Source organism: Filifactor sp., assembly GCF_057248345.1.
This window is the reverse complement of record NZ_DBHIIC010000004.1, coordinates 50,504-76,084: the sequence shown is the minus strand read 5'-3', so window position 1 is coordinate 76,084 and position 25,581 is coordinate 50,504. Positions and strand designations below refer to the sequence as shown.

At 37.2% G+C, this 25,581-nt stretch carries 39 protein-coding genes; 3 read left to right on the top strand and 36 right to left on the bottom strand.

What is annotated here, in order from left to right:
• Positions 1-6: 6 nt before the first annotated feature.
• The 31 genes from ACO5GE_RS01860 to ACO5GE_RS01710 form a co-directional block, all read right to left on the bottom strand.
• A complete protein-coding gene (locus tag ACO5GE_RS01860) occupies positions 7-1,548 on the bottom strand; it encodes a phage tail protein (protein ID WP_484829227.1) in 1,542 nt (513 codons plus the stop codon).
• 4 nt (positions 1,549-1,552) lie between these two features.
• A complete protein-coding gene (locus ACO5GE_RS01855) occupies positions 1,553-2,194 on the bottom strand; it encodes a hypothetical protein (RefSeq protein WP_484829226.1) in 642 nt (213 codons plus the stop codon).
• Positions 2,191-3,336 (bottom strand): baseplate J/gp47 family protein, encoded by a 1,146-nt coding sequence (locus ACO5GE_RS01850; RefSeq protein WP_484829225.1) that lies wholly within the window; start codon positions 3,334-3,336, stop codon positions 2,191-2,193. The genes ACO5GE_RS01855 and ACO5GE_RS01850 overlap by 4 nt, the downstream gene beginning before the upstream one ends.
• Positions 3,333-3,716, bottom strand: a complete 384-nt coding sequence (locus ACO5GE_RS01845; protein ID WP_484829224.1) for a contractile injection system sheath initiator — start codon at positions 3,714-3,716, stop codon at positions 3,333-3,335. The genes ACO5GE_RS01850 and ACO5GE_RS01845 overlap by 4 nt, the downstream gene beginning before the upstream one ends.
• The gene (locus ACO5GE_RS01840) at positions 3,694-4,143 is read right to left on the bottom strand and encodes a hypothetical protein (RefSeq protein ID WP_484829223.1); all 450 of its coding nucleotides are present in this window, start codon (positions 4,141-4,143) and stop codon (positions 3,694-3,696) included. Before ACO5GE_RS01840 ends, ACO5GE_RS01845 begins: the two co-directional genes overlap by 23 nt.
• Positions 4,143-4,922, bottom strand: coding sequence for a phage protein (locus ACO5GE_RS01835; protein ID WP_484829222.1), 780 nt, complete (start codon positions 4,920-4,922; stop codon positions 4,143-4,145). Before ACO5GE_RS01835 ends, ACO5GE_RS01840 begins: the two co-directional genes overlap by 1 nt.
• Positions 4,906-5,265: a phage baseplate plug family protein gene (locus ACO5GE_RS01830; RefSeq protein WP_484829221.1), complete on the bottom strand. Its 360-nt coding sequence runs from the start codon at positions 5,263-5,265 to the stop codon at positions 4,906-4,908. Before ACO5GE_RS01830 ends, ACO5GE_RS01835 begins: the two co-directional genes overlap by 17 nt.
• Complete coding sequence (locus ACO5GE_RS01825; protein WP_484829220.1) at positions 5,231-5,899, bottom strand: phage baseplate protein; 669 nt, start codon at positions 5,897-5,899, stop codon at positions 5,231-5,233. The genes ACO5GE_RS01830 and ACO5GE_RS01825 overlap by 35 nt, the downstream gene beginning before the upstream one ends.
• A gap of 11 nt (positions 5,900-5,910) precedes the next feature.
• Entirely contained in the window at positions 5,911-8,178 is a 2,268-nt protein-coding gene (locus tag ACO5GE_RS01820; RefSeq protein WP_484829219.1) for a phage tail tape measure protein, read from the bottom strand.
• Between the two features lie 10 nt (positions 8,179-8,188).
• Complete coding sequence (locus ACO5GE_RS01815; RefSeq protein ID WP_484829218.1) at positions 8,189-8,320, bottom strand: hypothetical protein; 132 nt, start codon at positions 8,318-8,320, stop codon at positions 8,189-8,191.
• A 19-nt stretch (positions 8,321-8,339) separates the two neighbouring features.
• The gene (locus tag ACO5GE_RS01810; RefSeq protein ID WP_484829217.1) at positions 8,340-8,648 is read right to left on the bottom strand and encodes a hypothetical protein; all 309 of its coding nucleotides are present in this window, start codon (positions 8,646-8,648) and stop codon (positions 8,340-8,342) included.
• Between the two features lie 13 nt (positions 8,649-8,661).
• Positions 8,662-9,063 (bottom strand): phage structural protein, encoded by a 402-nt coding sequence (locus ACO5GE_RS01805; protein WP_484829216.1) that lies wholly within the window; start codon positions 9,061-9,063, stop codon positions 8,662-8,664.
• An 11-nt stretch (positions 9,064-9,074) separates the two neighbouring features.
• Positions 9,075-10,082: a DUF3383 family protein gene (locus tag ACO5GE_RS01800; RefSeq protein ID WP_484829215.1), complete on the bottom strand. Its 1,008-nt coding sequence runs from the start codon at positions 10,080-10,082 to the stop codon at positions 9,075-9,077.
• A 10-nt stretch (positions 10,083-10,092) separates the two neighbouring features.
• Entirely contained in the window at positions 10,093-10,596 is a 504-nt protein-coding gene (locus ACO5GE_RS01795; RefSeq protein ID WP_484829214.1) for a phage neck terminator protein, read from the bottom strand.
• Positions 10,571-10,945, bottom strand: a complete 375-nt coding sequence (locus ACO5GE_RS01790) for a hypothetical protein (RefSeq protein WP_484829213.1) — start codon at positions 10,943-10,945, stop codon at positions 10,571-10,573. Before ACO5GE_RS01790 ends, ACO5GE_RS01795 begins: the two co-directional genes overlap by 26 nt.
• Entirely contained in the window at positions 10,945-11,556 is a 612-nt protein-coding gene (locus tag ACO5GE_RS01785; RefSeq protein ID WP_484829212.1) for a hypothetical protein, read from the bottom strand. The genes ACO5GE_RS01790 and ACO5GE_RS01785 overlap by 1 nt, the downstream gene beginning before the upstream one ends.
• On the bottom strand, positions 11,547-11,804 hold the full coding sequence (locus ACO5GE_RS01780) for a head-tail connector protein (RefSeq protein WP_484829211.1): 258 nt from the start codon (positions 11,802-11,804) through the stop codon (positions 11,547-11,549). The genes ACO5GE_RS01785 and ACO5GE_RS01780 overlap by 10 nt, the downstream gene beginning before the upstream one ends.
• 4 nt (positions 11,805-11,808) lie before the next feature.
• A complete protein-coding gene (locus ACO5GE_RS01775; protein ID WP_484829210.1) occupies positions 11,809-12,138 on the bottom strand; it encodes a hypothetical protein in 330 nt (109 codons plus the stop codon).
• 12 nt (positions 12,139-12,150) lie between these two features.
• Complete coding sequence (locus tag ACO5GE_RS01770; protein WP_484829209.1) at positions 12,151-13,182, bottom strand: major capsid protein; 1,032 nt, start codon at positions 13,180-13,182, stop codon at positions 12,151-12,153.
• A gap of 11 nt (positions 13,183-13,193) precedes the next feature.
• Positions 13,194-13,505, bottom strand: coding sequence for a hypothetical protein (locus ACO5GE_RS01765; RefSeq protein WP_484829208.1), 312 nt, complete (start codon positions 13,503-13,505; stop codon positions 13,194-13,196).
• Positions 13,506-13,518: 13 nt separating this feature from the next.
• Positions 13,519-14,136 carry a DUF4355 domain-containing protein gene (locus tag ACO5GE_RS01760; RefSeq protein ID WP_484829207.1) on the bottom strand — a complete coding sequence of 206 codons (618 nt, stop codon included), beginning with the start codon at positions 14,134-14,136 and terminating at the stop codon, positions 13,519-13,521.
• Positions 14,137-14,246: 110 nt separating this feature from the next.
• Positions 14,247-14,435: a hypothetical protein gene (locus ACO5GE_RS01755; RefSeq protein WP_484829206.1), complete on the bottom strand. Its 189-nt coding sequence runs from the start codon at positions 14,433-14,435 to the stop codon at positions 14,247-14,249.
• Positions 14,422-16,071: an ADP-ribosyltransferase gene (locus ACO5GE_RS01750; protein WP_484829205.1), complete on the bottom strand. Its 1,650-nt coding sequence runs from the start codon at positions 16,069-16,071 to the stop codon at positions 14,422-14,424. The genes ACO5GE_RS01755 and ACO5GE_RS01750 overlap by 14 nt, the downstream gene beginning before the upstream one ends.
• The gene (locus ACO5GE_RS01745; protein WP_484829204.1) at positions 16,061-17,389 is read right to left on the bottom strand and encodes a phage portal protein; all 1,329 of its coding nucleotides are present in this window, start codon (positions 17,387-17,389) and stop codon (positions 16,061-16,063) included. Before ACO5GE_RS01745 ends, ACO5GE_RS01750 begins: the two co-directional genes overlap by 11 nt.
• 12 nt (positions 17,390-17,401) lie before the next feature.
• The gene (gene terL, locus ACO5GE_RS01740; RefSeq protein WP_484829203.1) at positions 17,402-19,150 is read right to left on the bottom strand and encodes a phage terminase large subunit; all 1,749 of its coding nucleotides are present in this window, start codon (positions 19,148-19,150) and stop codon (positions 17,402-17,404) included.
• A gap of 286 nt (positions 19,151-19,436) precedes the next feature.
• Positions 19,437-19,931: a transcription termination/antitermination NusG family protein gene (locus ACO5GE_RS01735; RefSeq protein WP_484829202.1), complete on the bottom strand. Its 495-nt coding sequence runs from the start codon at positions 19,929-19,931 to the stop codon at positions 19,437-19,439.
• Positions 19,931-20,482, bottom strand: coding sequence for a phage protein Gp27 family protein (locus ACO5GE_RS01730; RefSeq protein WP_484829201.1), 552 nt, complete (start codon positions 20,480-20,482; stop codon positions 19,931-19,933). Before ACO5GE_RS01730 ends, ACO5GE_RS01735 begins: the two co-directional genes overlap by 1 nt.
• Positions 20,483-20,486: 4 nt before the next feature.
• The gene (locus ACO5GE_RS01725) at positions 20,487-20,816 is read right to left on the bottom strand and encodes a hypothetical protein (protein WP_484829200.1); all 330 of its coding nucleotides are present in this window, start codon (positions 20,814-20,816) and stop codon (positions 20,487-20,489) included.
• A complete protein-coding gene (locus ACO5GE_RS01720) occupies positions 20,813-21,166 on the bottom strand; it encodes a hypothetical protein (protein WP_484829199.1) in 354 nt (117 codons plus the stop codon). Before ACO5GE_RS01720 ends, ACO5GE_RS01725 begins: the two co-directional genes overlap by 4 nt.
• A gap of 262 nt (positions 21,167-21,428) precedes the next feature.
• Positions 21,429-21,608 (bottom strand): hypothetical protein, encoded by a 180-nt coding sequence (locus tag ACO5GE_RS01715; protein ID WP_484829198.1) that lies wholly within the window; start codon positions 21,606-21,608, stop codon positions 21,429-21,431.
• A gap of 103 nt (positions 21,609-21,711) precedes the next feature.
• Positions 21,712-21,852 carry a hypothetical protein gene (locus ACO5GE_RS01710; protein WP_484829197.1) on the bottom strand — a complete coding sequence of 47 codons (141 nt, stop codon included), beginning with the start codon at positions 21,850-21,852 and terminating at the stop codon, positions 21,712-21,714.
• 323 nt (positions 21,853-22,175) lie between these two features.
• Between ACO5GE_RS01710 and ACO5GE_RS01705 the strand changes: the two genes are divergently transcribed.
• From ACO5GE_RS01705 to ACO5GE_RS01695, 3 genes are read left to right on the top strand one after another with little or no spacing between them, the layout of a single operon-like run.
• Positions 22,176-22,466, top strand: coding sequence for a hypothetical protein (locus tag ACO5GE_RS01705; RefSeq protein WP_484829196.1), 291 nt, complete (start codon positions 22,176-22,178; stop codon positions 22,464-22,466).
• A gap of 31 nt (positions 22,467-22,497) precedes the next feature.
• On the top strand, positions 22,498-22,893 hold the full coding sequence (locus ACO5GE_RS01700; RefSeq protein WP_484829195.1) for a hypothetical protein: 396 nt from the start codon (positions 22,498-22,500) through the stop codon (positions 22,891-22,893).
• Positions 22,894-22,928: 35 nt separating this feature from the next.
• A complete protein-coding gene (locus tag ACO5GE_RS01695) occupies positions 22,929-23,123 on the top strand; it encodes a hypothetical protein (protein ID WP_484829194.1) in 195 nt (64 codons plus the stop codon).
• Between the two features lie 199 nt (positions 23,124-23,322).
• On the opposite strand, the gene ACO5GE_RS01690 is transcribed toward ACO5GE_RS01695, so the two are convergent.
• Genes ACO5GE_RS01690 through ACO5GE_RS01670 form a run of 5 tightly spaced genes read right to left on the bottom strand, consistent with a single transcriptional unit; the run spans position 23,323 to position 25,489 of the window.
• Positions 23,323-23,661 carry a Mor transcription activator family protein gene (locus tag ACO5GE_RS01690; protein ID WP_484829193.1) on the bottom strand — a complete coding sequence of 113 codons (339 nt, stop codon included), beginning with the start codon at positions 23,659-23,661 and terminating at the stop codon, positions 23,323-23,325.
• 34 nt (positions 23,662-23,695) lie between these two features.
• Positions 23,696-24,184 carry a phage protein GemA/Gp16 family protein gene (locus ACO5GE_RS01685; RefSeq protein WP_484829192.1) on the bottom strand — a complete coding sequence of 163 codons (489 nt, stop codon included), beginning with the start codon at positions 24,182-24,184 and terminating at the stop codon, positions 23,696-23,698.
• Positions 24,185-24,190: 6 nt separating this feature from the next.
• Positions 24,191-24,568, bottom strand: coding sequence for a hypothetical protein (locus tag ACO5GE_RS01680; protein WP_484829191.1), 378 nt, complete (start codon positions 24,566-24,568; stop codon positions 24,191-24,193).
• Positions 24,569-24,608: 40 nt separating this feature from the next.
• Positions 24,609-25,235, bottom strand: coding sequence for a hypothetical protein (locus ACO5GE_RS01675; protein ID WP_484829190.1), 627 nt, complete (start codon positions 25,233-25,235; stop codon positions 24,609-24,611).
• Positions 25,235-25,489: an AbrB/MazE/SpoVT family DNA-binding domain-containing protein gene (locus ACO5GE_RS01670; protein WP_484829189.1), complete on the bottom strand. Its 255-nt coding sequence runs from the start codon at positions 25,487-25,489 to the stop codon at positions 25,235-25,237. The genes ACO5GE_RS01675 and ACO5GE_RS01670 overlap by 1 nt, the downstream gene beginning before the upstream one ends.
• Between the last annotated feature and the right edge of the window lie 92 nt (positions 25,490-25,581).

The following is a 25,581-nucleotide window of genomic DNA, read 5'->3' as shown; positions in this document are numbered from 1 at the left end:
GCCTCCTTATATTTCATCTAGTGTATAGACAGCAAAAACACCGTCATTTGATAACTGTAATCGGTCTCCATATAAATTCATCGAAAATTCGTTGTTCCTGATAAAAACTACCACATTGTTGTTAAAAGCCTTAATATCTCTATCATAAGCTAAAGTAAAGTATTTTAAATTCTCATGAAGCAGAGTAATTCTGTCATATATCTTGAACCTATTTCCGTTATATACGTTCCTATAAACTCGACTATACGCACTTATATCAAGATTTTCATTTGTTTTTTTTGTATAAATACTACTTATATGCGCACCGTCATAATCCCTGACTCTATGAGAACAAAGAATAACAACTCGAGCTGGTCCTCTGTAAATTTCAAACTCATTATTGATGTTGTTCGCAAATTTTTTATAAAGCTTTGCAGTGGGAAGTTCTTGCGTAATGTTATGCGCATCAACATTATTCAAAATTTTATCAATCAAAATTTCTTTTTTGGCAAGTGTTGCAAAAAATACTTTGCTTTCCCACCAATACTTGATATCATTCCAACTGCTATTTGTAGTCAAACCACTACTTGAGCCAAGCAATCTATTTATGCCGTTGATGTGGCTCTGTTTGCCATCAACGGACAATCGAAAAAGCTCGTTTATGGCACTAACTAAATTAACTTTAGATGACGTGCTAAGACTTTGTAATTGTCCCACCTCGCTACTTTTTGCAAAGTAACTGCTATTATAACCATCCAATTTATAACTGTCAGACGCTTTCGAAGTCTTGCCCAAATACCTATCGTCATGATAATGGGTGACCGGAGTGAAACTTGTAGGAACGCCTGTTAAGTCGCTATACCTACCAGTAAACGCAACTGTCTTCAATTCTTTTAGATACTTTGTAACCTTGGCGACAATCGTCTTTATACTATCCCCAGATTGTGGCAAGATTCTTGTTGATACTTCTACAAATTCTATTGGCTTGGAAGAAACATCTGAACTTTCAATTCCCTCTGCGACTTTTCGTTCAACTGTCTCCACTTTTTTTTCAGCATCTTCTACTTTCTTTTCTAACTTTTTTACTTCTTCTTTATTTGCTTTCTTTTTTTCGATCTCTTCCAAATCAGATCTTGTTGCTAAAGATACTGTAGGGTCGATTTTTAATTCAACACACTCTGTGTTGGATACTTCTAAAATCACTCGAACAATTAAATCTTTTCCGGCTCCTTCTGCCAACACAGGCTTATATGTTTCAGGATAGGATGCAACAGCAAGCAAATTACCATCCTCATCTTTTATGCCGACTTCTCGGATTGTAAATCCGCCGACTGTTGCCGATATAATACATGTCAAAACAATCCAATTCGGATTATTTTCATCTACAGCTATTGAACTAAGAGAACCTTGCCACACTTCGTGTCCAAGTGCTGTTGTATTAACATCAGGATGTATCTCTGCATCTCCAAGACAAAACTTGCTGAACTTGACTTTTTCGTTCATCGTTGTGGCTCTTGCGATAGCATTTAACCCGATTTTTGTTAAAGTGCTATAATACTTTTTTGCCATAGTTTCACTCCTTTACTCCAATTTCTACTATTTCACTTCCGATTGCTTGTGCCAATCCATTCCGAACAGTAAAATTAACATCAATGTTATCAAACTCAAGGGGATAGACAGACACTGTTTCGCCGGACAAAAACGCAGTTGCTGCATATAATTTATTTTTCGGAAACTGTACTTCCAGAACTACTCTTACACCTGCAGCGCTAATGCTTTCTGCAAGCTCTATAACTTCATTTGTTTTAATTTTACTTTTCTGCAGTTTTTCCAGCGGAAAAACCAGTCTATAACTTGCAGGTTCTTCGTTATCATGGATTGTGATATCTTCTTTTGGTAGTCCTAAAATAAGAGATAGACTTGATATAATGCTGTTAATATCTGCCGTAGATTTATTTCGCGCCATCTTAAAACGGAGTTTTAAGCGATATTGTTCGTCATTTTGTCCATTTCTTAACTCCTGAACCAGCACCCCAATTTCGTCCAAAGTTGTTCCTTTCGCAGCATCTAAATTTTTCCAATCTGAAATAGTGTCGAATGTAGATTTTATCTGCCCAAGTTCTTCGGAAACGATTGAAAATAGTTTGTAAACATTTCCTGAAGAGGATTGATTGTAATTGGATGTCAATCTTTTTAACATATTTTCTATTTTCATGAAATCACCAACTCCGTAATTTCAGGTACAGTCATTTCCGATATCTCAATCTCAACGTTTGTTTTATGATAATCCGACTGTGTTTTACTTATGGATATATCTAAATCGTGCAATTCTTGAACATTAGAAAAAAGAGATGTCAATAGTTGTGAGTAAACTACATCTTGTCCCATTTTTAACCCATTAAAATAAGATACTACCTCTTGTCGGATGGCATCTTCCGTTAAATTACTTGTAGGAGCTTTTTTTGCTGTAATTTTCACATAAATCAGAACCTTTTTTGCACGTTGGAAGCGAATTTCTTTTGGTAGTCCTGCTGCATCAGGAACGGTCTGCACAATATCCCCTGCAGTATCGATTCCTGCAGCCTTTGTGTCTAAGATAGCTTGTGCAACTGCTTTATCCGTACCTCCCTGCACAACAACCATGATTGACTTTGGCGGAATAGAGTTTACTTCGTTCATTGTTTTGTTCTCGAGAACAATTGCGCTTTTTACAGATGGGATTGATAGCACCTTTGCACGAATAGCGTCGACAGTAGCACTCCCGCCGTTTGCAAAGGACAGTTCATATCGATTTCTTAACTCATAGTCAGATTCAATGTCTCGCCCGGAGTGCGTTTCTGCCGGATTTTCAACTTTTGTAATCCCGGTTTCCGGATTAAGAATTCTATTGATAAGCCCTGTTTCAACATTTCCGGATTCCCCATACTCAACTGCCTCGATTGGAACTATTGTAAATCCGGTAGAGTCAATTGTTGCATCTTGTAATGTTCTGTACTTTATTCCACCAGCTGTAGAAACTAAAAAACCTGCTTTTATTAGTTTGTTTGTCTGACCATATACCTTTATCTCTCCTTGACTCTTTGCTGCTTGATGTCGCTTGATATTTGCTAACTCTACGAGATAATCAAGGGAAACTCCTTCCGCTTTTCGAAGATACCCTTGATTGTATACCTGCTCAGCAAGTTGCCAAAGAAGTCCGATGCTCCATGCGATAACTCGAAGGAAAATGCCAACCGGCGAACGGACACTTAGATTGATGTCTTCGCCGAATAAATTCCTTGCTCTAATAAACATATCTTCTTCAATTTCTGAATATTGTTTTCTGCGAAACCCTTTTTCGTCTAAACCCGCCTTCATGATGATATGTTCACCTCCGTTTCAATCTCCGTACCGGTTTTCAAAACACCCGCAAGTTTAATTCTTGCAGAGCGATTGATTCTGTCATAATTCATTTCAATGCCGCTTACTTTTTCCACTGTTTCTTCCTGCAAGACGGTTTCAATTACTTCCATTTTGATGGTGCTTTCTGAAAAATTCTTCTTTTTAAATTCTTCGTGATTCAGTCCATGCTCTGTATCCAAAAAAAACTCACCTTGTCGTGTTGTAAGTGCCCTCTCAACACATTGACAAGTTTCTTCTGTTCCATCTACCATTTGCATTTCTCCATCCCGAATAACTAAATCATCATCTCTGATTAAAAAACTTTTCACAACATCACCAACTTTCATTTGTTCCATCAGATCCATTTAAATCCGGAATATTTTTCATTTGTGGAGGTTCGCCTGTTCCCGCAGCGGTTTTTGATTGCTCCGCACCTTTTGCATATTTTGCAAATTGACAATTTCCGGAGTATTGTCCTGCTTTACCTGCTTGTCCCAAAATAACTGCATCGGAAATGTCAAATTTTCTTGTCGCTCCACCTTCAGTTACTTCTTGCAAAAATCCTACGACAACTAAATCTCCCTTGTTATAGATTTTGTTGTCCAAATTGATTGGATTTTGAATCAACGGACGTTGTTCCATCGTCCCATCCACATGCCTTTGCACATGGAAAGGTTGAATCGCAAGTGGATTTGTGGATACTACTGTGCATAACATCAATGTGTTTACACAACTCAAACTGTTTTCAACCGCATTATTTATGATTTCTGTCAATCGTCCCATTATTTTGCCACAACCTCCATTTCCGTAACCCAATCCGATGTATGTCTTCCCTTTACAACCCGAAACACCCCTTTAACCGTTTTGCTCTCAATTTGAATCAAAGTGTCTGTTGTAATTTGATAGTTTAATAAACTTTTTACCTTCCAGCCTTCCTTTTTTTCAATTTCACTTTTTTCAGGACTTCCTATCATACCGGTTGCGCCGGATAGCACAAATCCTGTCGGATTGCCCTTATTTTTAGTTCGAAAAAACACTTTATCCTGATTGATATAAAACTTACTATCCGATTCTTTTGCAAGGGATACTACAATGTCCTTTAGTCTCCCGGAAACTGTACGTCCCTTTTGATAAGTGATGTTTTTAGTAGGCTGTAAATCTCCTATTCCAACACCAAATTGAGGTAACAAGTCTTTTAAAATATCTTGAGTTGTTGTGCCAGGAGCATATGTTTTTTGCAACTTTTGATGCTCCCAAGCAATGATTCCGGATGCGATTTTTATCGTTGTTTTTTTATCGACTCCTTCCATTGTAGTTCCAAACTTCGATACAACTCCACTTGCAAGCAAACCGATTTCTTCCTGATATCCCGCATTTAAGAACACCTTGGTTCCTTTTTTAATATTTGCAATAGAAGTCGGAGATAAATTGTAAATGGAAATTTCTGTCATATCCGGTTCCGATTTTGTGGAAAATGGAACAGAAAATTCAAAGTCCAAATCATCGGAAGAATATATTTTCCCTCCAATCATTAATTGTGCTCGTCTATTCCAAAAAATCATCGTCAATCACCACCAATATCACATTTTCTCCCAAATCATCCCATCCTACTCGTGTAGATGAGTTTGAAAAATCCCATGGTATAATAATGGGGAAATTTGGGATGTCTACATCTTGGAATAACACTTGTCCGAGCATCAACTTTTCTCCAAATGCAAGTGGCTTAGAGTCAATATATAAATCCATTGTAAAAAAATCGTACTCTGCGTTATACCTTATTAGAAATTCAATATCTTTTTTTCCATCATAATCAACATCAAAAGAAAATCGATAGGGTATCAACTCTTTTGATATTGATACGATATTAATTTCAGATATTGAATCTTTTGTTCCATACTGATCCATTCGAATTTCTCCCCTTTATTTTTTCGTATTTTCTTTTGCCGGACAAATCGCTATTTTTTTGCAAATAACTATCTACTTTATCAAACATCCTTTTGTTGTTTGGATTTTTAGACAATATTTTCGTGTACTTCTTTGCTGCAGCGAGTTTTTTCTGCTGATCTACTTTTCTCTTTGTCTTTATCTGTTTGCCTTTGTTTTTTACTTTTTTCGTTTGTGTTGCTGTTTTTTTCGCTCCGTTTTTTTGCTTTTTTAAAGGATCTGCAGCTTGATTTATAATTTGCTTAGACACCGCTTGTTTAATAATTTTGCACGAAATTTTGAAAGAAAAACCATTTCTAACACTTCCGGAGTGAGAAGTTGAAAGGCTTTCGATTACAACATTAGAGAAAATGTTTCTGCCACAATACTTATATACTTTCTTCCCTTTACAGTATTCTCGAAGGAGTTTTAACTTTGGAAAAGCATCTTCTCCAACTACAACTCCCGCAATACTGAATTTTATCGGCAGAGGCTTTACATGGTCCGAAATATAACCTAAATCTTCAACCGGATGGTCTGTAACTTCACTTTCATAAGTTACATCCTCCTCTGTAGTTGCGGAGAATTCTACCTCTCCAATTTTGCTATATAACATCTTTCTACCTCCTATCCGACATTTTCTTCATCATCGAGCATACTTTCCCACCATGCTCGCAACTTTTCATTTGTTACATTTGCCACTTCTTCCGGATTGTCACTTTTCGTGGTAACATGGATTTGCGGTGCAAATACATAGCTATTGTTTGATTTTGATGTTCCAACCGGCTGACTGATAACTTGTCTGCTGTACATCGAAATCACTTTTCCCGCGTCAGGAATGTTGCTCATTATTCTGCTTGTTTCCCCTGCAGTCTTAACTGCAGAACCTGCCGGTAGATGAACCAACTCCGGTCCTTTTTCCCCAACTAACGCCAAACCTCCAGGTGCGGAATTTGTTCCACCTGCAAATTTAGGAATAGCCTTAGGTCTCCCGGCTCTCATCGGGATTGGTTTGCCGAATTTAACCTCACCGACCTTACCTGAAGAAAAAATCCCTATCTTTTTACCAACAGAATCAATCGCTCTTGGAACAGCCAAGAGCATATCAATAAAACCTCCTACGAGTGATTTAATAATCCCAATCTCTCCGGAAACAATATTTTTTAAGCCGCTCCAAGCCATTTGCCAATCTCCTGTAAAGACTCCTTTAATAAAAGTTGTGACTCCCGACAAAACTTTGATGATATTACCTATAACAGCAACCGCCGTCATAACAAACGCTTTCAAAATTCTTCCGGTTGTACCAAATGCGACCATAAAACCCGGTGAAATTAGTTTTAAAAACGAACAAAGGTCTTTAAATAGACTGATTGCATATGGCATAAATTCAGCAAACTTAGCACGTAATTCGTTTGCAAAAGCAATTCCTCCTGCTTTTACGACTGCCCAATTTTTATAAAGTGCATAACCTGCTGCAACCAAGGCTGCAATCGTAGCGATAATTGGTAAAAGAGCTCCTCCGAAGGCTGCAATAGCCCCTCCCGCTTTTCCAAACAATCCTGCAACTCCAATGCCTTTTATAGCAGCGAAACCTTTTGTGATTGCTCCAAACGCAGAAAATAAATTGAATTTGGAAAAAAAAGACACTGCCTTTAATGCACTCGATGCACCGCCCGTTAAAAGTGAAAAGCCTTTGGCAAGCGGTCCAATTGCTGCCGCCATAGCAAGAGCGCGAATGATGAATTTTTTTTGAGAATCAGGTAATTCGGAGAATTTTTGAACAAGAGCATTCAACTTGACTATCATTGGTGTTATTTCAGGTAGTAATAATTTCCCGAAACTTTGTCCAAGCTGCTTCATCGATTCGGTAAAAATACGAGTTTGGTTAGCAGCTCCACCTTGTGTTCTCAAAAAGTCTCCTTGAGCATTTTTTGTCATCGCAAGTACATAGCCGTATCTTAATTGCACTTTTTCCGCCTGCGTCATTGATTTCATAGATTTTGTGATTCCGGCAGACAAGGCATATTCTTGCAAATTCGTTTCCGTCATTACAATTCCAAGACTTTTTAAAGCCTCTGTTTCGCCTGTAAAAATACCATTTAAAGCCGTTTTAACGCGATCTAAACTCATATTTTTAAATGACGACAAATCGCCGGCAAGTCCAACGAGCGATGTGCTCATTTTTGCAGCTTCTCCTGTGGATAAACCCATTCCCGTTGCCATATCTCCATAAAGAGCCGCATAATCCAGTGCAGAGCCTTCTGCAATACCATACGCCTTCAAGGTTCCTTTTGCCCAATTTTTCACAGTCCCTTCGGACGATTTAAATGCAACTTCCACTTTATTGGCAGATTCTTCGTAGTCCGATGCCATCTTAAAACTTGCAGTCCCGGCAGCCAGAATTGGCAAAGTGATTCTTGTTGTCAGCTTATCACCAATCCTACCGGATGTTTCGGATATTCCTTTCAATTTCCTTGAAGCTATTTCACTTTGATGAGATAATTTTTTCAGCGCCGTTACAGACTTGTCTACAGATGATTTGATTCCATCAAACGCTGATCTTCCAACTCCTTTGATTTTATCGATTGCCGAGCGAAATTTATTTGCATTCTGCACAGCAGGTGAAAAGGCTTTTGAGGTGGCAGTAGCAGAAGTTCCGATGTTTTTAATTGCATCTGTCCCCGTTTTTCCGGTAATCTTTAGTGTGCCTGCAAATTTTGCAGCACTTTTTCCGGCTTGAGCAAAAGATGAACCGACTTTTTTTGTATTGTTGTCCATCTCTTTTCCCATTTTTTTAGCACTTTTTCCGACATCTTCAAGTTTCTGCTTTGCCACATCAGCATCTTTGGTCTCTGATTCCAGAACAATTTTTATTTCGGTATCTTTATCCGCCACTATCATCACCTCACTTTTTAATCTGTTTGTTTAACATATCAATATAGATATTTAATGCAGCATTAGCTTCCAAAAGTTCATCAAAAGTCATATTGCAAACTTCTGTGTACGAAAATCGTTTCTCCATTACCAAACGCCACATAATCCAATTTTTTTTCGCCTTATTCCTCGCTTTGTGCTGCTCTGTCGACTGATTCGGACTTGGAAGTAAGAAAGTTGCCGAGTTCTGTCATAACCTCCTCGATTTCTTCGATGCTTTCAAAATCTGCCCATGTCGTTTTTGGTGAAATGATACAAGTTTTCATGATTTCTTCATAAAATTTCGACGGAAGCAGATTCCCGTTCGTATCTTTACACCGCTCAAGAGTTTGATAATATGCCTTAAACGGCATTTTTTGTACCAAATACTTTTTTCCGTTTATTTCCAGTTCTTTTTGTTCAATTCCTAATTTTTGTGCAATTACATCCATTTTCTTTTTCCTCCTAATTCATTTCCATATCGGCAATAAATATTTCAAATTCTCGCTCTGTCACTTCTTTATCCCATTTTGATGTCGCGGGTTTCTTTACTCTTGCTTTTGTACCCGATACATTTGTTCCGTTTGTGTTCATGTCGACGATTGATACAGCAAAAGCTGCACTATCTCCTTTTTGCTTCGCCAGCGCATCGAGATATGCTACAGACGGAGATGTCTGCATCAAAGTAATTTTTATTGTTCCGGTACGGTCTGCAATTTCGGCAACCGCAACATCTCCTTGTGTGCCTACATACGGCTCGATAAAATCAGAGTTATACTCTGCTTCAATCATTGTGCCGTCTGCAAAGCCTGTAATTGCTGTACCGTTTATGATTAAATTGGTTTTTTGTGGATCATATGAAATCATTTTCCCACCTCCTAATATTCTAAAGTTCCTTCTATGGTTGCTTTGTGAATTGCTCCGGCAAGTTTCGCCGTCCACTTAATGCCATTGTAGGTTCTATTCGCGATGTCATTTGCATCTGTATCTTCTCTTGGAATAAACGTAACTTTGTATTTTGCGTTGCCGTTTGTGTCGATATCGACAATATCTTGCTCAAAAGTCGCACGTTTTAACACTTGACTGCATACATCAACCATTCGTGCAATCCCTTGATTCGTGTACGGAATCTTTTTGGAGTTAACCGAAAGATATGCAAGTCCTTCTTCCATTTTGAATTGGATCCAAAACGCTCCTATTACAACATCGATGTATTCACCTGAGGTTGTTTTCCCCTCGGTAGTTTGCAAAATGCCATATGACTCCAAGTATGTGAACATATGATTGTCATGAATTTGTTTTAATTGTGTTGCTGTAACATCGGCTGCCGTCACTCCAACTACTGTCTTAAACTTTGCCGTTTCGCCACCAATCTTGCCTGTAGCCATGACTGCGGCAAGACCTTCTGCAACATACGAATCTTTATCGTTATGATACATAACAACTGTATTTTCTGACGATAAACTTTTCGCAACATCGATGTTTTGCGATGTTACAAAGTACATCTTTTCCTGTGTGTCAATCCAAGCTGAGAGCGCCTTTATCACTTCGTCTGTATTGGATGTACATGTCACAAAAAAGAAATCATTATGTTTTTCGACTGTTTCATTCAATTTAGTAGTAATTTCATTTGCATCTTCTGTCTGTTTTCCGACAACCGCAACTTGCATCGGACATGGTTTTTGTCCAAAAATTCGTGATGCGATTTTATACACTTCTGTGGTTGCAGAGTAATCTTCACTTACAGAAGATACAGAATCATATAACTTGTATTCTGAGTCTTTTTTTGTATCTACAATCAGGATTAAACCAAACCCTTTTTGTGACACTGCTTTTGTCAATTTTCTGATATTGACATAAAAGCTCTTTAATTTTGCTTGTGCCATTTTTTACCTCCTATTCTTTTGTTACAACTTTTTCAACCGTTTCAACCGTTCGCTCGATTTTATAACTCGTTCTAAACCTAACATCGAATCCACAGCGTCGCTCATATTCATCCACCTCAAGCACACTCCGATTTCCGAAATTTTTGATTTCAATCACCGTTACATCGATAGATCTTAGAAAATAATAAAGTTGGAATTTCAACAAATCATATACTTTTCTTGCAAGTTCTGCAGCATCTAAATCATTCTCCGCATATGTTGTAAAGGATATTAGAAACTGAGGTTGTTCTTGCAATGTTTCTTTGATGTCATTTTTAAATTGACCAGATGAAGATGGAATTATTTCCTGCGAAAAATTTCCCGTTCCTCTTTCAGGAGTGTTTGAGGAAATAATCGTATATGCAACAAATGGATAAGGTGGTCTGTCTTCTGTTTGATTGCTTTGAATCACGGGAACACCAAGCATATCTGTCATTTTTTCGATTATTTTATTTCTGATATCTTCTGTTATCATGACCACTCCTTGTCAAAAAATAAATGTGTGAATCATCATCAAAGTCGGCATAATCCTTTTCTTTATCGACCGTATACACAAGCTTTTTATGCTCTACCTTTGTTCCAACCTCAATCTTTTTATAGCAATATAACTTCCTATCGTCCGATGTATATCTTCCATTCTCTTCAAATCTTAAATCTTTACCGGACAAAGGCACAACGGCTGCAAGTTTGAGTTCTTCTTTGATTGTAGAATCAATTACATAGACACCGCCTTTTTGTTTGTCATAATGTCCTGTTTGATTGTAAATAAAAACAGCCTCTCGGCTGTACTTTGCTATCAATCTCTTAAAGTTATACAATCCCATCAAATCACCTCATAATCGATTGCCGAAATTAAATGACCGGTATCTACCAAAGGGTTGGACGAACCCTTTACTGCAACAGTAATATTTGCATTTGCCGGATTTCTTAAATCCGTCATATACTGCCGAATTTTCCCTTGCATAAAATTTCCGATAAAGTCCAAAAAAGTTTGTGCCTCTATCTTGCCTTCAGCAAGCTGCTCTATCAGTTGTTCCGCCTTGTCATACAGTTCAGAGCGGCTTGATTCAAATCCACCTCGTATAAATGCACGCTCAGGTATCGTTACCGATGTAGCAAGATAGTAGCAGAATTCCAAATCTTTTTTTCCTTTTTCCCTTGCAAGAAATAAATCTCCTGATTTTCCTCGTACTGTAAACAGATCGGAAAACTCACGAGGACTTCTTCCTTTGTATTTTTTTGACACTGGAATTGCAAGATATTTCCCTGACTTTGGTTTAATAACCGCACCGTACTCATTTACTTCTGCAATCATTTTTATCATGCCATCGGCAGATGATAGGACTCCGACATTGATTCGCTTTCCGTTTATTTCATCCAAATTATTTTTCAGTTTATCAATTTTTTCTGTATTGATTTTTACAGTTACAGGCATGTCGGAGTCCTCAACTTTCTAACTGGAGATAATATACTAAGTTCCATCTCCGATGCACCGTTTTCGAAGTAAGTTTGCGACATATCGGAAAGGGATTCGGACTGTACTGCCGGATTATCACGATACTGCTTTACTTTGATGTCAATAAACAGAAGAACAACCCCCGGCAGATTATTTCTGTCGAAGGTATTATTGCAGTATCCTTCTGCGTATTGAATCCAATATTCTCTTAATTGTTCTTCTGTCATAGTCTTAGTCCACCTTGAATTCTTCTTTTTCCAAAATTGCCACAATTTCCGCTTTTGTAAGACCGGATTTCAAAGGCACATCAGCTTCTTTGGCAAAGTTACGAAGTTCCTCTACAGTCCAACCTGTAAAGTCAATCCGTTCATCCGTTTCAGCCTCTGTTCCTGTTTCTGTTCCTGTCGTTTCATCTGTAGTGCCTTCCGTTTCTTCCGATTTTACAACAACTACATTGTCCTGAAGCGACTTGAAATGTTCCTCTTTTATGTCAAACTCCTGTCCTTCGCCATATACGATGCCATCATATTTGATGGCACCGAGAATTGATTTTACTAACATAGCTCTATCCTCCTATTTTACTTTCGCAATCAGAATATCTCCTGCAGCAGGAAATGTAGGCAGTGCCGTTGCAACTGCTTTTGTCCATCTTGCTACCGGATCAGTTGTGCGATAGGTTTGCACGATGACATTTCCCATACTTTCAATTTCTGACTCACTCTTGCCTTGTAATTCCACTTCTTCTGCTGTTAACCCATATACTGTCTCGCCAAGTTCATATTCCGGCATCAATGTGATTTTATCTTCTGGGTAGAAGCGTTTTGTTTCGTAGGTGCCGTCTACTTTTTGCTTTCTGTAACGTTGGTCATAAGTTGCAAACTTTGGCAAGCCTTGTTCTGTTAAAAATTCGTTCAACTCATTTTTTGACAACCTCTTGTCATAATTTGTTCCAAATACTGCCTTTTTCACTTTTTCATGGCGAAGTAACGCTGACATAACTGCATTTGACGTCAATGCACGTGCCGGCATTGCAACACCCGCATTTATCATTCCATCAACCCACTCATCCAAATCCTTTAGCGGATCAGATAGCGGATCTGTCCACACTGATGTTCCTCCAAGCGTTTTAATTTGATTGGAATTTAAACCATAGTCCAGTTTCAAACCTGTCAAACCGTTTTCATCTGTAGTGATAGCTCCGCTTGAAATAAGCTCCATAATCATCGCTTCCACTCTTGTTTTTACGGCAAGAACCATATCGTCCACATCATTAAAGTATAGTTTTTTTGCAGCTTCCAATTCTGCAGAATTTCGCGGAGACTGCAATTTAATCAATAACTTTTCATCCATTTTGATTTTTCTTTTGATTAGTGCGAGGCTCTGTTTTACCTTTTCCAATGCATCATGAGATGCAATTTCAGATTCCGTATCAAACGAATGGATGGATGCAGAAACCGGCAATCGGTTTGCTCCCTTAATATACTCCAAATCAAAATCCTGAATTTTTGTCTCCGGAAATAACAACTCTCCCATAAAGACGGGGTATTTTCTTTCCTTCAGATAATTCAAAATTACTCCTGTTCCAAAAATATCTTCGTATCCCATATCTTTACCTCCTATACAAATTTAATTTCTTTTAACGCTGTTTTTGCTGCCTGATCCGGCTGCGTATGCAGTCTTGATGCAATAACATAACCTTCCACCATTAGCGCACCGACGGTGTCTCCTGCTGTAACATCGACATCATAGAGCACAATTCCTTTTGCTGTTGCATCATTTGCGGGGTAGATTGTTCCAGCTTTAATAATCTTTCTTCCGTTCACATCAATCCCTTTTGATTTCAACATTTTTTCCGAAAAACTGACAATCTTATCAGTTTTCAAGAAATTTACTTCGCCTTGAAAAGCATTTACTTTTTCTACTTTCATTGTTTTTCCTCCTCTATTTCCATGGATTAAATTCCGGTTTGCTCACTGAATTTTTTTCTGTTGCGATTGATTTTCCAATATCATCAGAACTGCCATTTCCCATTTTAATGGAAGTGCCTTTAATTTTTGATTTTACTGCTTCTTCCACTGCAGTTTGGAAGCTCTTTTCAAATGTTTGAATTGCTTCCAATGATTTCTTGGGATCTTCCGCAATAAAAAATTCAGCAAAATCAACCGGCAATTTTCGTTTTGTAAGCTCATCGCGAATATCGGAAAGCTGCTCTTTCCTCGCCACTGCCTTTTCTCGATCTTCCAAATTTTTCAGTTTCTTTGCATCTTCCTCGGCCTTTCGTTCTTCGTCTGATAGTTTCGAAAGTCTCTTTTCTTCTTTCTTTGCATCATCAATCTCTTTTTGTCTCTTTTCATCTTCGTCTTTTTGCCAAGCTGCTTTCATCTCTGCAACCTGTTCTTCCGTGTAGGTCTTTGCTTTTCCGGAACCGGAATCTCCTTCTTTCCCGGAATCTCCTTGTTGTGCTGCTTCTCCTGTGTCGGTAACCCCTGTACCACCATCACCATCTTCTGCAAACAATTGCAAGTTGATTGGAATCATTCCATATTGTTTTTCTTCCATGTTAAATCCTCCTCTTTTTTGTATTTTAAAAGCCCTTAAAATATCATTTTAAGAGCCTTTGAAAACTATTTTTTGTAATTTAAAAGCACCTTAGTTTTATCTAAGATGCTTTACTTGTCATATCTACCGATCTCATGCAAAGGACGTACCTTTGAGTTTCGATTCGGTTGCGGTAATCCTAATTTTTTTGAAAAAGCGCAATGTTCTTTAAACTCTTGGTCCGTCTTATAGCAATTAGGAATATGACTTAGATAAGATACTCTCTCTTTCTCTTTTTCTGTTAGATTAGTTGTTTTCATTTTTTTCTACTACCTCCAAAACCATACTATCTTTATCTCTGGCAATCACTTTATATTTCAGCTCATGACTAAGTAAAAATTCTTTTTCATCCTCGTATGCAGAATTTGAGCCAACATAAATACACTTCGTGCCAGATGGAACTCTAATTTCAAGTAACATCGGCTTTTCTCCATACGATTCCACATCTGCATAGAAAGCCTTTGCGAAACTTTCGTCGGTACTGGATGAATAAAACACTTTAGATTCAAATGTATCTCCCTCTGCATATCCGGTATAAAACTTCGCTTTTGTTCCGCGATAAACTGTTATATTATCTTCTAATTCAAATTTTTTTATAGCTCGATTGATATTTTCTACATGTGGATTTTCTTTCGGAGTAGCAGAAGTTGCCAAGTAGTCATTAATGGACGCATATCCTCCAGAAGTATACTCTTTTACCGATTTGTACGCAGCTATATCATTTGCTTTTAAATCTTCATACACTACGTCACTAAGCGTTTGATACGGCTTCACATCATTTTTTGAAAGAATCTTGTAAGATTTGTTTTTCTCTGTTTTTGATTCTTCTGCACTCCCATTTTTATTATACTCTCCTGCATTGATTTTAACAACTTCACTTTCTTTAGTCAGAGGTTTTGCAGTCTTAACATCCTTGCTATCTTTGGCTACAACCTTTGCAGTCCTAACATCCTTACTTTCTTTAGCTACAGCCTTTGCAGTCTTAACATCCTTGCTATCTTTGGCTACAGCCTTTGCAGTCTTAACATCTTTGCTATCTTTGACTACAGTTTCTGCTAAGTCCACACTCATCCAACACCGGCAATGGATATCATGCCCTGCAACCCCGGACATCCTCGGAGCTTCCGTCTGTGTACCGTCCGGAAATACAAAATCTTCTTCGTATAGTACTGTTTGCCCTTCCATATCAACATGATTTGTCTTGTCTCCTGCTTTTCTGCCTCTTACTCTCTCATCCTTTGCAGTATGCCAAGTTTTTACCATATCTACCTGCTTTGACACTTTATCCAAAGATTCTTGCTGTGCTTTTGCATACACCCTACCACTTTCGGTACGGATAATTCGCATCGGTTGTATCACATTTCCTTCAAGTTCCGTCTTTAATCGGTCAGACAACTCCCGATAGGTACTGCCTTGCGCAAGACCTTCTTTTAACGTTTTTTGTGTGGCATAAATGACATCATTACGATGATGCCCTAAACGCTCCGCCCAGTGCAACCCTGCCATTCTTTCGTTGACAGTTTTTTCAATTTCCAAAGTTTTTGTAATACCGTGCAATTTCTTTCCGGTGACAGCTTCAATCGGGGATATGCTTCCGTCGGCACTTGTTTTAAAAACATTTTCAAGTGTGCTCTTTGTAATTTTACGATTGTGCTCATACAAGGCTTTGTATGTGTCTTCGACCTTTTTATCCAATTTTTGCAAACGATCATACTTTGCCACTTCTTCCAACGTCAATTTATCCTCTTGCAAATCGTAACGATCATACATCTGACGTATCTCTGTTCGTAACTCCTCTAACGACTTCTTGTACTCCTTGACAATCTTTTTCTGATTTTCTGCGATGATTTTTTCAATCTTATCATTGAGTTTTTTGTAATCCTGCTCAAGACTCATGTGCATCACCATCTAAATCAAGGCTGTATTGATTTTTTTCCGATTGAATCTTTTCCAATTCAGCCGAAACATCTTCAATCAATTTAAGATTTGAAATTGCAGTTTCTTTTGAAACAATGCCTTGCAACATTTGTACGATTTCAACATTTTCTTTGTTATCGACCGGAATGTTTCTTGTAAACTTCATGCCGATCTCACGATAATCATAGTTTTTCCCGCGAAAATTAAGATAATTTACAATAAGTTCTAATCTCCGTTGCAAACCTTTCTTAAACTTGCGCTCCTTTTTACTTGTGAGTTGTTCCAGTCCAAATAATTTGTACATCATAGCAATACCGGAAGAATTGTTTGCAAAATTTTCATCAGACAGATTTGGTATCATAGAGAACTTGTGGATGTCATTGTCCAATCGATTCGATAAATTCTCTGTTTCAGCCGAGTTATCCGGTTTTGTTAAAAAACCCGCTTCTCCCGCTTTTTCAAGGAGCATAACTCGTAATTCTCGCATTTTTTTAATATCCACTTCGTCTGTACTTGCCATGCCGACAAGGTACATATATGCATTTGCAAAATACTCAAGATTATTTACACTGTCCGATAATGCTTTATCGTATGCATCAATCGTTGTAATGACTTTTTCGAAATCCCCTTGTCTCTCTTCGTTGTTCACATACTCAACGACCGGTACGAGTCGGAAGAAGTGTGCGACAGGCGGTTTGTCTTCCACAAGAGCAGATCCTTCTTTTCGGTAATATAGGATAGATTTTTTTGAATACACCTCTACATACATCTGCTTTTTGCTATCAATGTACTGATAGTACCAACGAATCGCATAGGATGGTTCCGGAGAAATGTTGTAGTCGTACAAGACCATCATGTTCTCCGCGTCAATTTTGTTAAATCGCACACGAAGATTCCCGTTTTCGTCTTGATCCGTTTCGTCAAGATATACAATCTCATAGCACCGCCCTTTGATGGAGCATTGCTTTGCAATCTCCATGTTCTCGTCTGCCTCGTCATTGTAGTTGTAAATGTCCTGAATTACCTCTCTGATGTCATTTTTTTCTTCTCCGGCATTCGAGTACACAACCGGCTTGCCGATAAAATACCCGGTTGCCATATCAACGATATACCCGGAGAACGCGGAAGCAACTTTATTGTTAGAATCTCCACTAATTCGAGGTTCTCTGGTTAAAATATCTGTTTTATTTTTATAGTAGTTCTGAAACTTTTCATATCTGCTTTTGTTGTTTTTTTCATAGGCAGATATAAACTTAAGTATCTGCTTTTCTGTAAGTTCCCCTTCAAATCGATACAATACACTCACCTCCTACAATCCGAATTTTCTAATATCCAAGAATCTTAATCTTCTTTTTGCTCCCGCCGCCAATGTACGGCAACTTTCCAATGCATCAGGTCCATCATCATGATCCGCCATCGGAAAATACCTAAGTTGCTCCAACAGTTTTTTGTGTTGTCGGTTAAATTTCAAGTATTTATTTTTGATGTCCGGCTGCAATGTCTGTACCCTTAAAACCTTATCAGCTGTTTGATTTACTTCCTGAATTGGAAGATAGACTCCTGCCTTTGCACTTGCTTTTGCCAATTGCTCTTTCAAAAACCATTGGAATTGATTCGTTTCTGCACCGAACACTTTATATTTCGCCTTGTATTGTTTGCCAATACGAAATGCTTTTTCTATCACATCTGTGATAATTTTATCCGGATGTCTTCGCTCAATATCCGCATCCTCAACGTACATATATCCCGTCGCCGTTTCTTTCGCAATCGTAATGATTGCACTGTAGTCGGATTTTTTATTCTTGCCCAGCGACGGATCCACAAACCCGAAAAATTCAAATCCATTTGAAAAATCAATTTCATGCGGATTATAGTAGTCAAACCACTCGTCATTAAATAGACAATCTTCCGGATTTATCGGCTCGTTTTGTTCTTCGGAGTTAAATGCCGCTTCTCCCTCCGAAACTTTCATTTCCATCAGCTGATAATACGATAGTTTATCTTCCCACAATACCTTCGTTCCGAAAAGCATTTCCTCTTTGTGTTGGTCAAAAAATGCTCTTGCATCTTCTTCGTGATTCTCGTTGCCCAAGTCGTTAAAGATTTCTTCCCACTCATCCCAGAGCGGAGATTTCGAAAATTCAATAACCGCTTTATATTTAACCGTCTTGTACTTTGCATTTTTCATGATTTTCGCAAGTAGCGAATCATAATGCAACATAGTTCCGATAAAAACAAAGTCTGTGTAACTGTCCCCGCATTTTGAAACTGCTTTATAATACCAGTTTTTTAATTTTTCTCGTTGCTCCGGAGTACGAACCAACTCGTCATTTTCACAATCATCCAAGATGATGAGGTCCGGTCTCCAGTTTTTGTGTTTCAATCCACGCATTTTTTGTGCTGCACCTTTTGCCTGCACTTTGATTTTCGTTTTTGTTACAATTACATCTTCGCGCCATATTTTGCCGGTCAAATCGCCAAAATCATTTTGTATCGCAGTGTTTTCTTCCAGCTCCTCCTTGATTGCTTCCAAAAATCCTTTTGCTTGGTCATATGTGTCAGAAATCAAGATGATATAATGTTTATACTGATACACAATCGCATGGATCGTATCCTTAAAAGTTAGATTTGTACTCTTGGCATGACCACGAGGAGCAGCAACTCCTCTCTTGCAACCCTCTTGTTTGTTTACGCTTTTTGCAATGCTTTTTTTATTTGGATTTAACCCTTTTAACACTCCGTCCGTCCAAATATCATCCAAATCTTCATGGAATTTCGGAGACGGCTTGGAAAAGAAGTGTGGAAAATATACCTTCCCGAAATACTCCAAATCAAATGCTGCAAGTTTTCTTCTTATGCCGGTAGTGCCTGTTAAAGTCACTCCTTCCTGATACTCTTTCAAAAGCTTCAATCGCTCAGAAGAAGTATCTTTTTTCAAGAATTGCTCAGTGAGAGTTTTAACTCGCTCTTCCTCTTCTGAAAAAACATCATCTTTTTCTTCGTTTACTTCTGTTAATGCTTCCAACAGTTTTTTTCTTGACCGGATTTTTGCCTGCATATTTCCACCTCCTTTATCGCGTTTTTTCTGAAATTAAAAATAAGGCAATTTTAAGCCTTATTTTTGTTTTTTGTATTTTTGATATAATTTTATATGTGCCATTTTTGTTAAAATGAATTTTAACGGTTTTTTAACGCTTTTTAACACATTTTTATTTTTTATAAAATACCTGTTTTGCATTTTATAAAAAAGTGCGTGCTTCGCCACTTGGATTTTTGATATCCAAGTATGTTTTTTTATGTCCGTATAGCTTTTTAAGATTCGGACGAATCAACAAATCCTTTTTCTATACTTCTTTTATTTGGCAAGATAACATAATATCATGTTTCTTTCCGGCGAGCTCCACTTCAAACACCGCTCTCTTTTGTCTTAAAAAAAGCCTTTTTAAAGCAATGCGTTTGTCTTTTAAATTACCTTCCACTTGCCATGCCTTCATTTTTTTATCAAAAGTTATCACCGGCAGCGGCATTGGTTCTCCGTCACCTGCCATCGATAGAATCATTTCCATTTCGGAATCTTCTAATTTCTCCGGCTTTTCACTCCCTAAAAAACGAATTACAAAAGCATCATTTTTTGCCGTATAGTATGCCTTTGCATCCAATTTTTCTACTGCCAAAAAGACATATCCGGTAAAAAGGACGCGTTTTCTTTTGTGCCATCCTCCGCCTCTTCGCTCCAATCGGGTTTCACTTGGAGCATATGCTGTATAACCGGCACGCTTTAAATTTCGAATTACACTCTCTTCTTCTCCGGAGATAACCTGTAGTACATAAACTTCCATTACAGCTCCTCCTTCTTGACTTCTCTCTTGCTGTCCAAAAATTTAACCACTTGTGCATATAACTCCGGATTTTCTTTTGCCATCGCCTCAAAGACCATGGTTTTTACACTTTCAAATCCCGCGTCAAGGATCTCTTTGTTTTTCAAGTCGATATTACTCTTATATGCTGCAGCTCTAATCAATGCCGTGCTCTGCTTGATTAGTTTTTCAGGTTCTATGACTTTGAAATAGTCCTCTCCTGCATTTTGGATTGTATTCAAAACATTATGCGACAAAAGACGGATAATACCTTCTGTTGTATCCAGTGCTGGATACTTTCCGATTTCATCCATAATTACTCGAAAATTTTCCTGCGCCATTTTCAGCTGTTGGATGCTTGCATTTAGATTGCTGGCATATCTCCAAACAGATGTGGTAGAGATTTCATAGCCGTTTTGTTTGATAAAATCTGCAATTTCGGCATAAGTGAAGTTTTCCTGCATCATCTGCTCTACTGCATCTTTAAGCGTTGCAGGCAGCGAGTCGATGATGGAGTGTTTTCTATTTCCCATTTTATCACACCTTTACTGCGGCATCTTTAATAAAGTACAGTGCTACATCAATCCCTTTTTTTGTCAAAGACACTTCACTTTCGGAATAATCCGCTTGTTCAACTTCTACAGTCATTTTTGTTTCGATATCTCGAACAGAAATATATTCAGAACGCTCAAGATAGATGAGCGATTGTTCTAAATCTGCAAGGTTGATATCATCCAATACATCTCTTACAGAAGATAGCCTAATCCATTTCCCTCTGAGTACATTTACAGTACGGATGATTCTACCGTTATTTTCCGCAAACTCAGCTGTCTGAATGTCCCGCTTAATTTTATCTTCAAAATTCAATTTCTTTTCCCCCTATCTTCTAAAATTAAATCCATAATTCTGTCTATCTTTTTTTCGATTCTCACATTTTCCTTAAAAAAGTCATCCTTACTTATATAATTGACTTGTACTCCCTTCACTTCCTTTGCCAAGTCCTTAATCGCAGCTACAACGGAACCTGTCTCTTGCTTGATGTCTTTTCTAATTTCCTTTTCCCGCTCGTCAAGTTCTTCCCTTTTTACATAATTCTTTTGTATATCCGAAATGGCTGTGCCATGGCGATCGATGTCTGTCATCGTTCTTTTTAAAAAGTAACTGACAACTCCAATGACAATCGACAAGACTGCTCCAATTGTTACTGCTGTGTCCATTTTTTCTTCCCCTCTGCCTTTTATTTTTTGTCTTGATATGTGAAAATTTCTTTTAAAATTCAAAAGGCTATACTGTATTTGTTACTTACAGTATAGCCTTTTCTCAGCGAAACTACATTTGAAGTGTTTCAGAAATATCCCTCTTAAAGCATTGTAATTCTAATGTTTATTTGTAATTACTTTATCATAAATTCCTCTTGTTGTCTAATTCGAAAAATTTATTCCTACACCTTATACATTTATAATTTATGGGTAGTGAGATTTACCTTTTTAATTCTTTGTAAATTCTATCTATCCCCATTCGCACTACCTCCGCTTTAGATTTTTGCAGCTCGGTTGCACAAACCTCAAGTTTTATAATGTCTTCCGCAGATAACCGTATCCTTGTACTAAGCACTTTAGGTGCATCTGTCGGTCTACCCAGTTTATTTTTTTCTGTCATCACCAATACCTTCCTCTTGCCCTTTTTTTAATTTTGCGGTAAAATATAAATGGATATAATAGGTAGGACAAGCTACCTATTATATGCTTTCTTTTTTGCTCTACTATTTATTTAGTAGAGCTTTTACTTTTTCTTTTGCTTCTTCTAAATCTTTGCAATTGTTTAGAATTTCAAGGATTTTTCTCGTTTGGTTCTCTTCTGCTACTTCTTTTAATAATTCGCTTGTATTCATTTCTTCGTTCATTTGATTCTCCTTTCTGCACCTTGCCTTGCGTACTTGTAAGGCGTTCCCTTACTGTAATTATATTATATATTATGTATCCACAAAAGTCAATAGTTTTTTTGAAAAAAATTATCTTTTTTTGTTGACAAATCAATCTTTACAGCTACTTGAAGGTTTTTTCTCCTTTAATGTATTTGCTCCAAATGACCCAAATATTGAGCAGCTTCCAATTAAAACTATGTTTAAAAAAATAAAAATTTTTTTGAAATTGTACTTGACAGATAACAAGTAATTTGTTATAGTGTATTTAGATAAACAAACTAAAAAAATAGGAGGAAATGAAAATGACAAAGTTTATAGTAGTTAGCTATTATCCAGGAGATTTTAACGAGATGAATTGTCCAAATAACTGGTTTAAGACCTTTGACGAAAAAGAAGAAGCACTTGATTATTTTCATACGGAGACAAACAGATTTAATGTAAAACAAATTTTTGACTGCAGAAACGGAATAGCACAAGAGTTTTTAGACGACTGGTGCTATCCTGATAAATATGATGAGAGGGGAGCAGAGTCAGCAGGCTATTATTGGGATGAAGACATAGAAGAATTTGTAAGATTACAGCATGCAAATTAGTAAACAAAATAAAAAATAGGAGGAAATGAAAATGGATAAGAGATTGGAGATTATCAATAAATTATATCAAGGGTACATCATTCCTGAAATCGAAAAGGAAAGATTTCCAGAACTCGTTGAGGATGGAGCGCTGTTTTACATGAACGGTAAGAACGGAACCATGTTTGATGTGGCAGAAAATCATCATCTACCTGCACTATCAACATTTTACGTTGAAGGTGAATATGCCTTTTCAAGAATGTTTATCGAGAATAACAATACTGCTGGGATTTACTTTTACAAAAAAGGCGAACTATCGCCTTACAAAGAGGTTACTGTTGAATTAAACGATTTGAATTTTAGCGAATTAGCCGACCTTCTTTATTCCACAGATTTGAGAGGAATTTGGGACGAAAATGTAAATAGAATTTTAAAAGAGGGGGAATAACCCTCTCTCTTACTATTAAGGAGAGGAGGTGCTATATGAAACTCAGCGAAAAAATACAAGCTATCGTAGATAGCAATTACACATCTTATAAAATCGAAAAAGAATCGGGAATCTCTACCGAAAGTTTTGGAAGATACAGAAGTGGACAGAGGGACATAAAAAGAATGACCCTTGAAACGGCAGAAAAATTAGAAATTTTTTACGAACAATATCTATCAGATGACAACTAATTTTTCCAAAACGATTTTTTTAGATATTGTCAAAAAGGAAAATGTGTTATAAAATAACATAATACTAAACATGTTAATTTATAGACAGCTGATGCATTTTTCTCTTTGACGAATCAATATAGCTGCGAACTATATTGATTTTATATTATTAAATAGCAAAAGCCATCTAACTAACAGTATTTTATAAAAAAAGAACGGATTATTGCCGTTCTTTTTTTGTGTGTTTATCGTCAAACATAGATACTTGATTTTTTGTCACATACTTTCCATCGCCAAGCGTGCTATTGATAACCTCTCTAATTGTTCGCTCTGTTAAAGAGTGTTTTTTTGCAAGTGCCAAGTAATTGGTGCCGTTAAACTCCTCTACGATGGCAAGATTTCTTTTTTGTCGGAGGATAGCATCTTCTTTACATATATAAATGCTACTACCTCCGTACATTTCTATCAATTTGCGAAAAGTATCTAGTCCGACCAATTCCGCAAAATCTCTCTGTTCGATTGGAATATCATCCAGTTCGATACCTTCCCACAAATCCATAGTTCCTCCTTTTTATTTTCTTTCAAACTTCACATCAATGTTTTTTTGCTTTTTTAACACTGTTTTCATATTTTTTTAATTGCTCAATCAATCTAATCCCATGAGCTGCATCCAACCACGCAAAGGGTTGACTCACCTGTGCATCTACTCCAAGGATTTTTTTGATTGCTCCCACCATCCTCTCGCCTGCAGTAGCAGAGGATGGTGAATATTGTATAATCTCATAGAGAATTGCCCAAGATTTTTTAATTTGTTCCTCAGTCATTCCGTTACTTATAATCTCAGTATCCTTAACTCTCTTCCTCGAATCATCATTTCCTATCTTTAATAAATTACCTTTTACAATATAAAATTCTTTTTCTGTCAAATCTTTGACCGATTGTTTTTTCGTAAGGCGATATACCAAGGTATGAAAATCATCGTTCTTATTTCCCGATTCCACCAACCCAACACGACTTGCAATTGCGTATAGAGTGTGGATATGTTGCTTTGTAATCATTTCCGCTGATTGTCTTTTACTCATATCTCATCATCTCATCTTTACTCCTTTTTTATTGTACCAAAGCCTCATCTCATTTTCATACTCTTTTCTTCTATTATTTGTCATATCTTCTGCTGTTTCATACCCTCTTCGTTTGATAATATCTTGTTTTTCTCTTCCTTGATATCCTTGCATTTCAAGGTTTCTCATTATTCCTCTGGTATACGATTCTTTCATAGATGGATATTTTTGAATGTGTATTTCAAGAGCATGTATCACCACCGGAATGCTAAATTTTTCCCAATATTTTATTTCACGATTTTTAACGCTATCCGATATGTTTCCGGTAAGACGGGTACAAGCAATTGTTCCAAAATATTTTTCAATAATTTTCCTTCCTCTATCGTCATATCTGTCCAAATTCAATCAGTAGTCAACTCCTTTATTGTGCAAAATGTACTTCTCTTTACTCCTTAAATTTATATCCTACAGACAAGGTGTCTTCAACAAAGATTGCTTTCTTCAAATCATCTATATTGATGGTATCAACGTCAAAATATCTCGTTACCAATTCATAGTTCAACTGCTCTTTGATCATGTCCAGTTCTTCTTCCAAGTCGTCATCATTCACATGGTAACTTTCCAGTAGTGCTTTATCCTTAAAGTAATCTCCTTTGAGTTTTTTCACGACTGCCTTGCTCTCTTTATCGTCTAATCCAAAACTATTGAGCAGAGCAGAAATATTGTGTTGCTTGTACTCTTGCTTGTACAGTGCAATAAGTGCTGTCTGGAATTTTTTATCAGCAAACTCAATCTTAGGCTCCATTGTTATCTTCACTTTTGCATCAACAATAGATCCGCAAACTTCTTTTAGTTTTTCAAGATTGTCCACTGTCAATTTTTCTTTGTAGCCGACATTACAAGATCCACAGTCAGCTGTAAGTTCCAAATGTTTCAAATTTTTATTCTCTATGACTTCAAATCCATATGATTGCAGTCCTGCTGTTATCTCATCTTTTTCTTTTTTTAACTTAGACATCATGCTATCAATTTGATACACTCTTTTCAGTTTCTCGTTCAAATTCTCAATCATTAGTTACCACCTCCACTTAATGCTTGTTGCACCTTTTCTGCACATTTTATACAGATATAAATTCCATCTATTTTTAATAAGGAGTCGTGTGTTTGGCACAATAAACAACTTCCTTCAATTCGTTCGACTCCCAAATTTCCATTTTCATCCACTTTCAATTCCACTTTTTCTCCTACTGTAATTCCAAGCTCTCTTCTTATGTGTGCCGGGATTGTAATTCCACCGCTCTTGCTTATTTTCTTTTCGTTTAACATATTTCTTCCTCCTAATCCAAACTTTTATATATAAAAATACCCATAATCACCCAAAATCCTATCGTGCTGATGACAGCTATCTTTTCCACTCT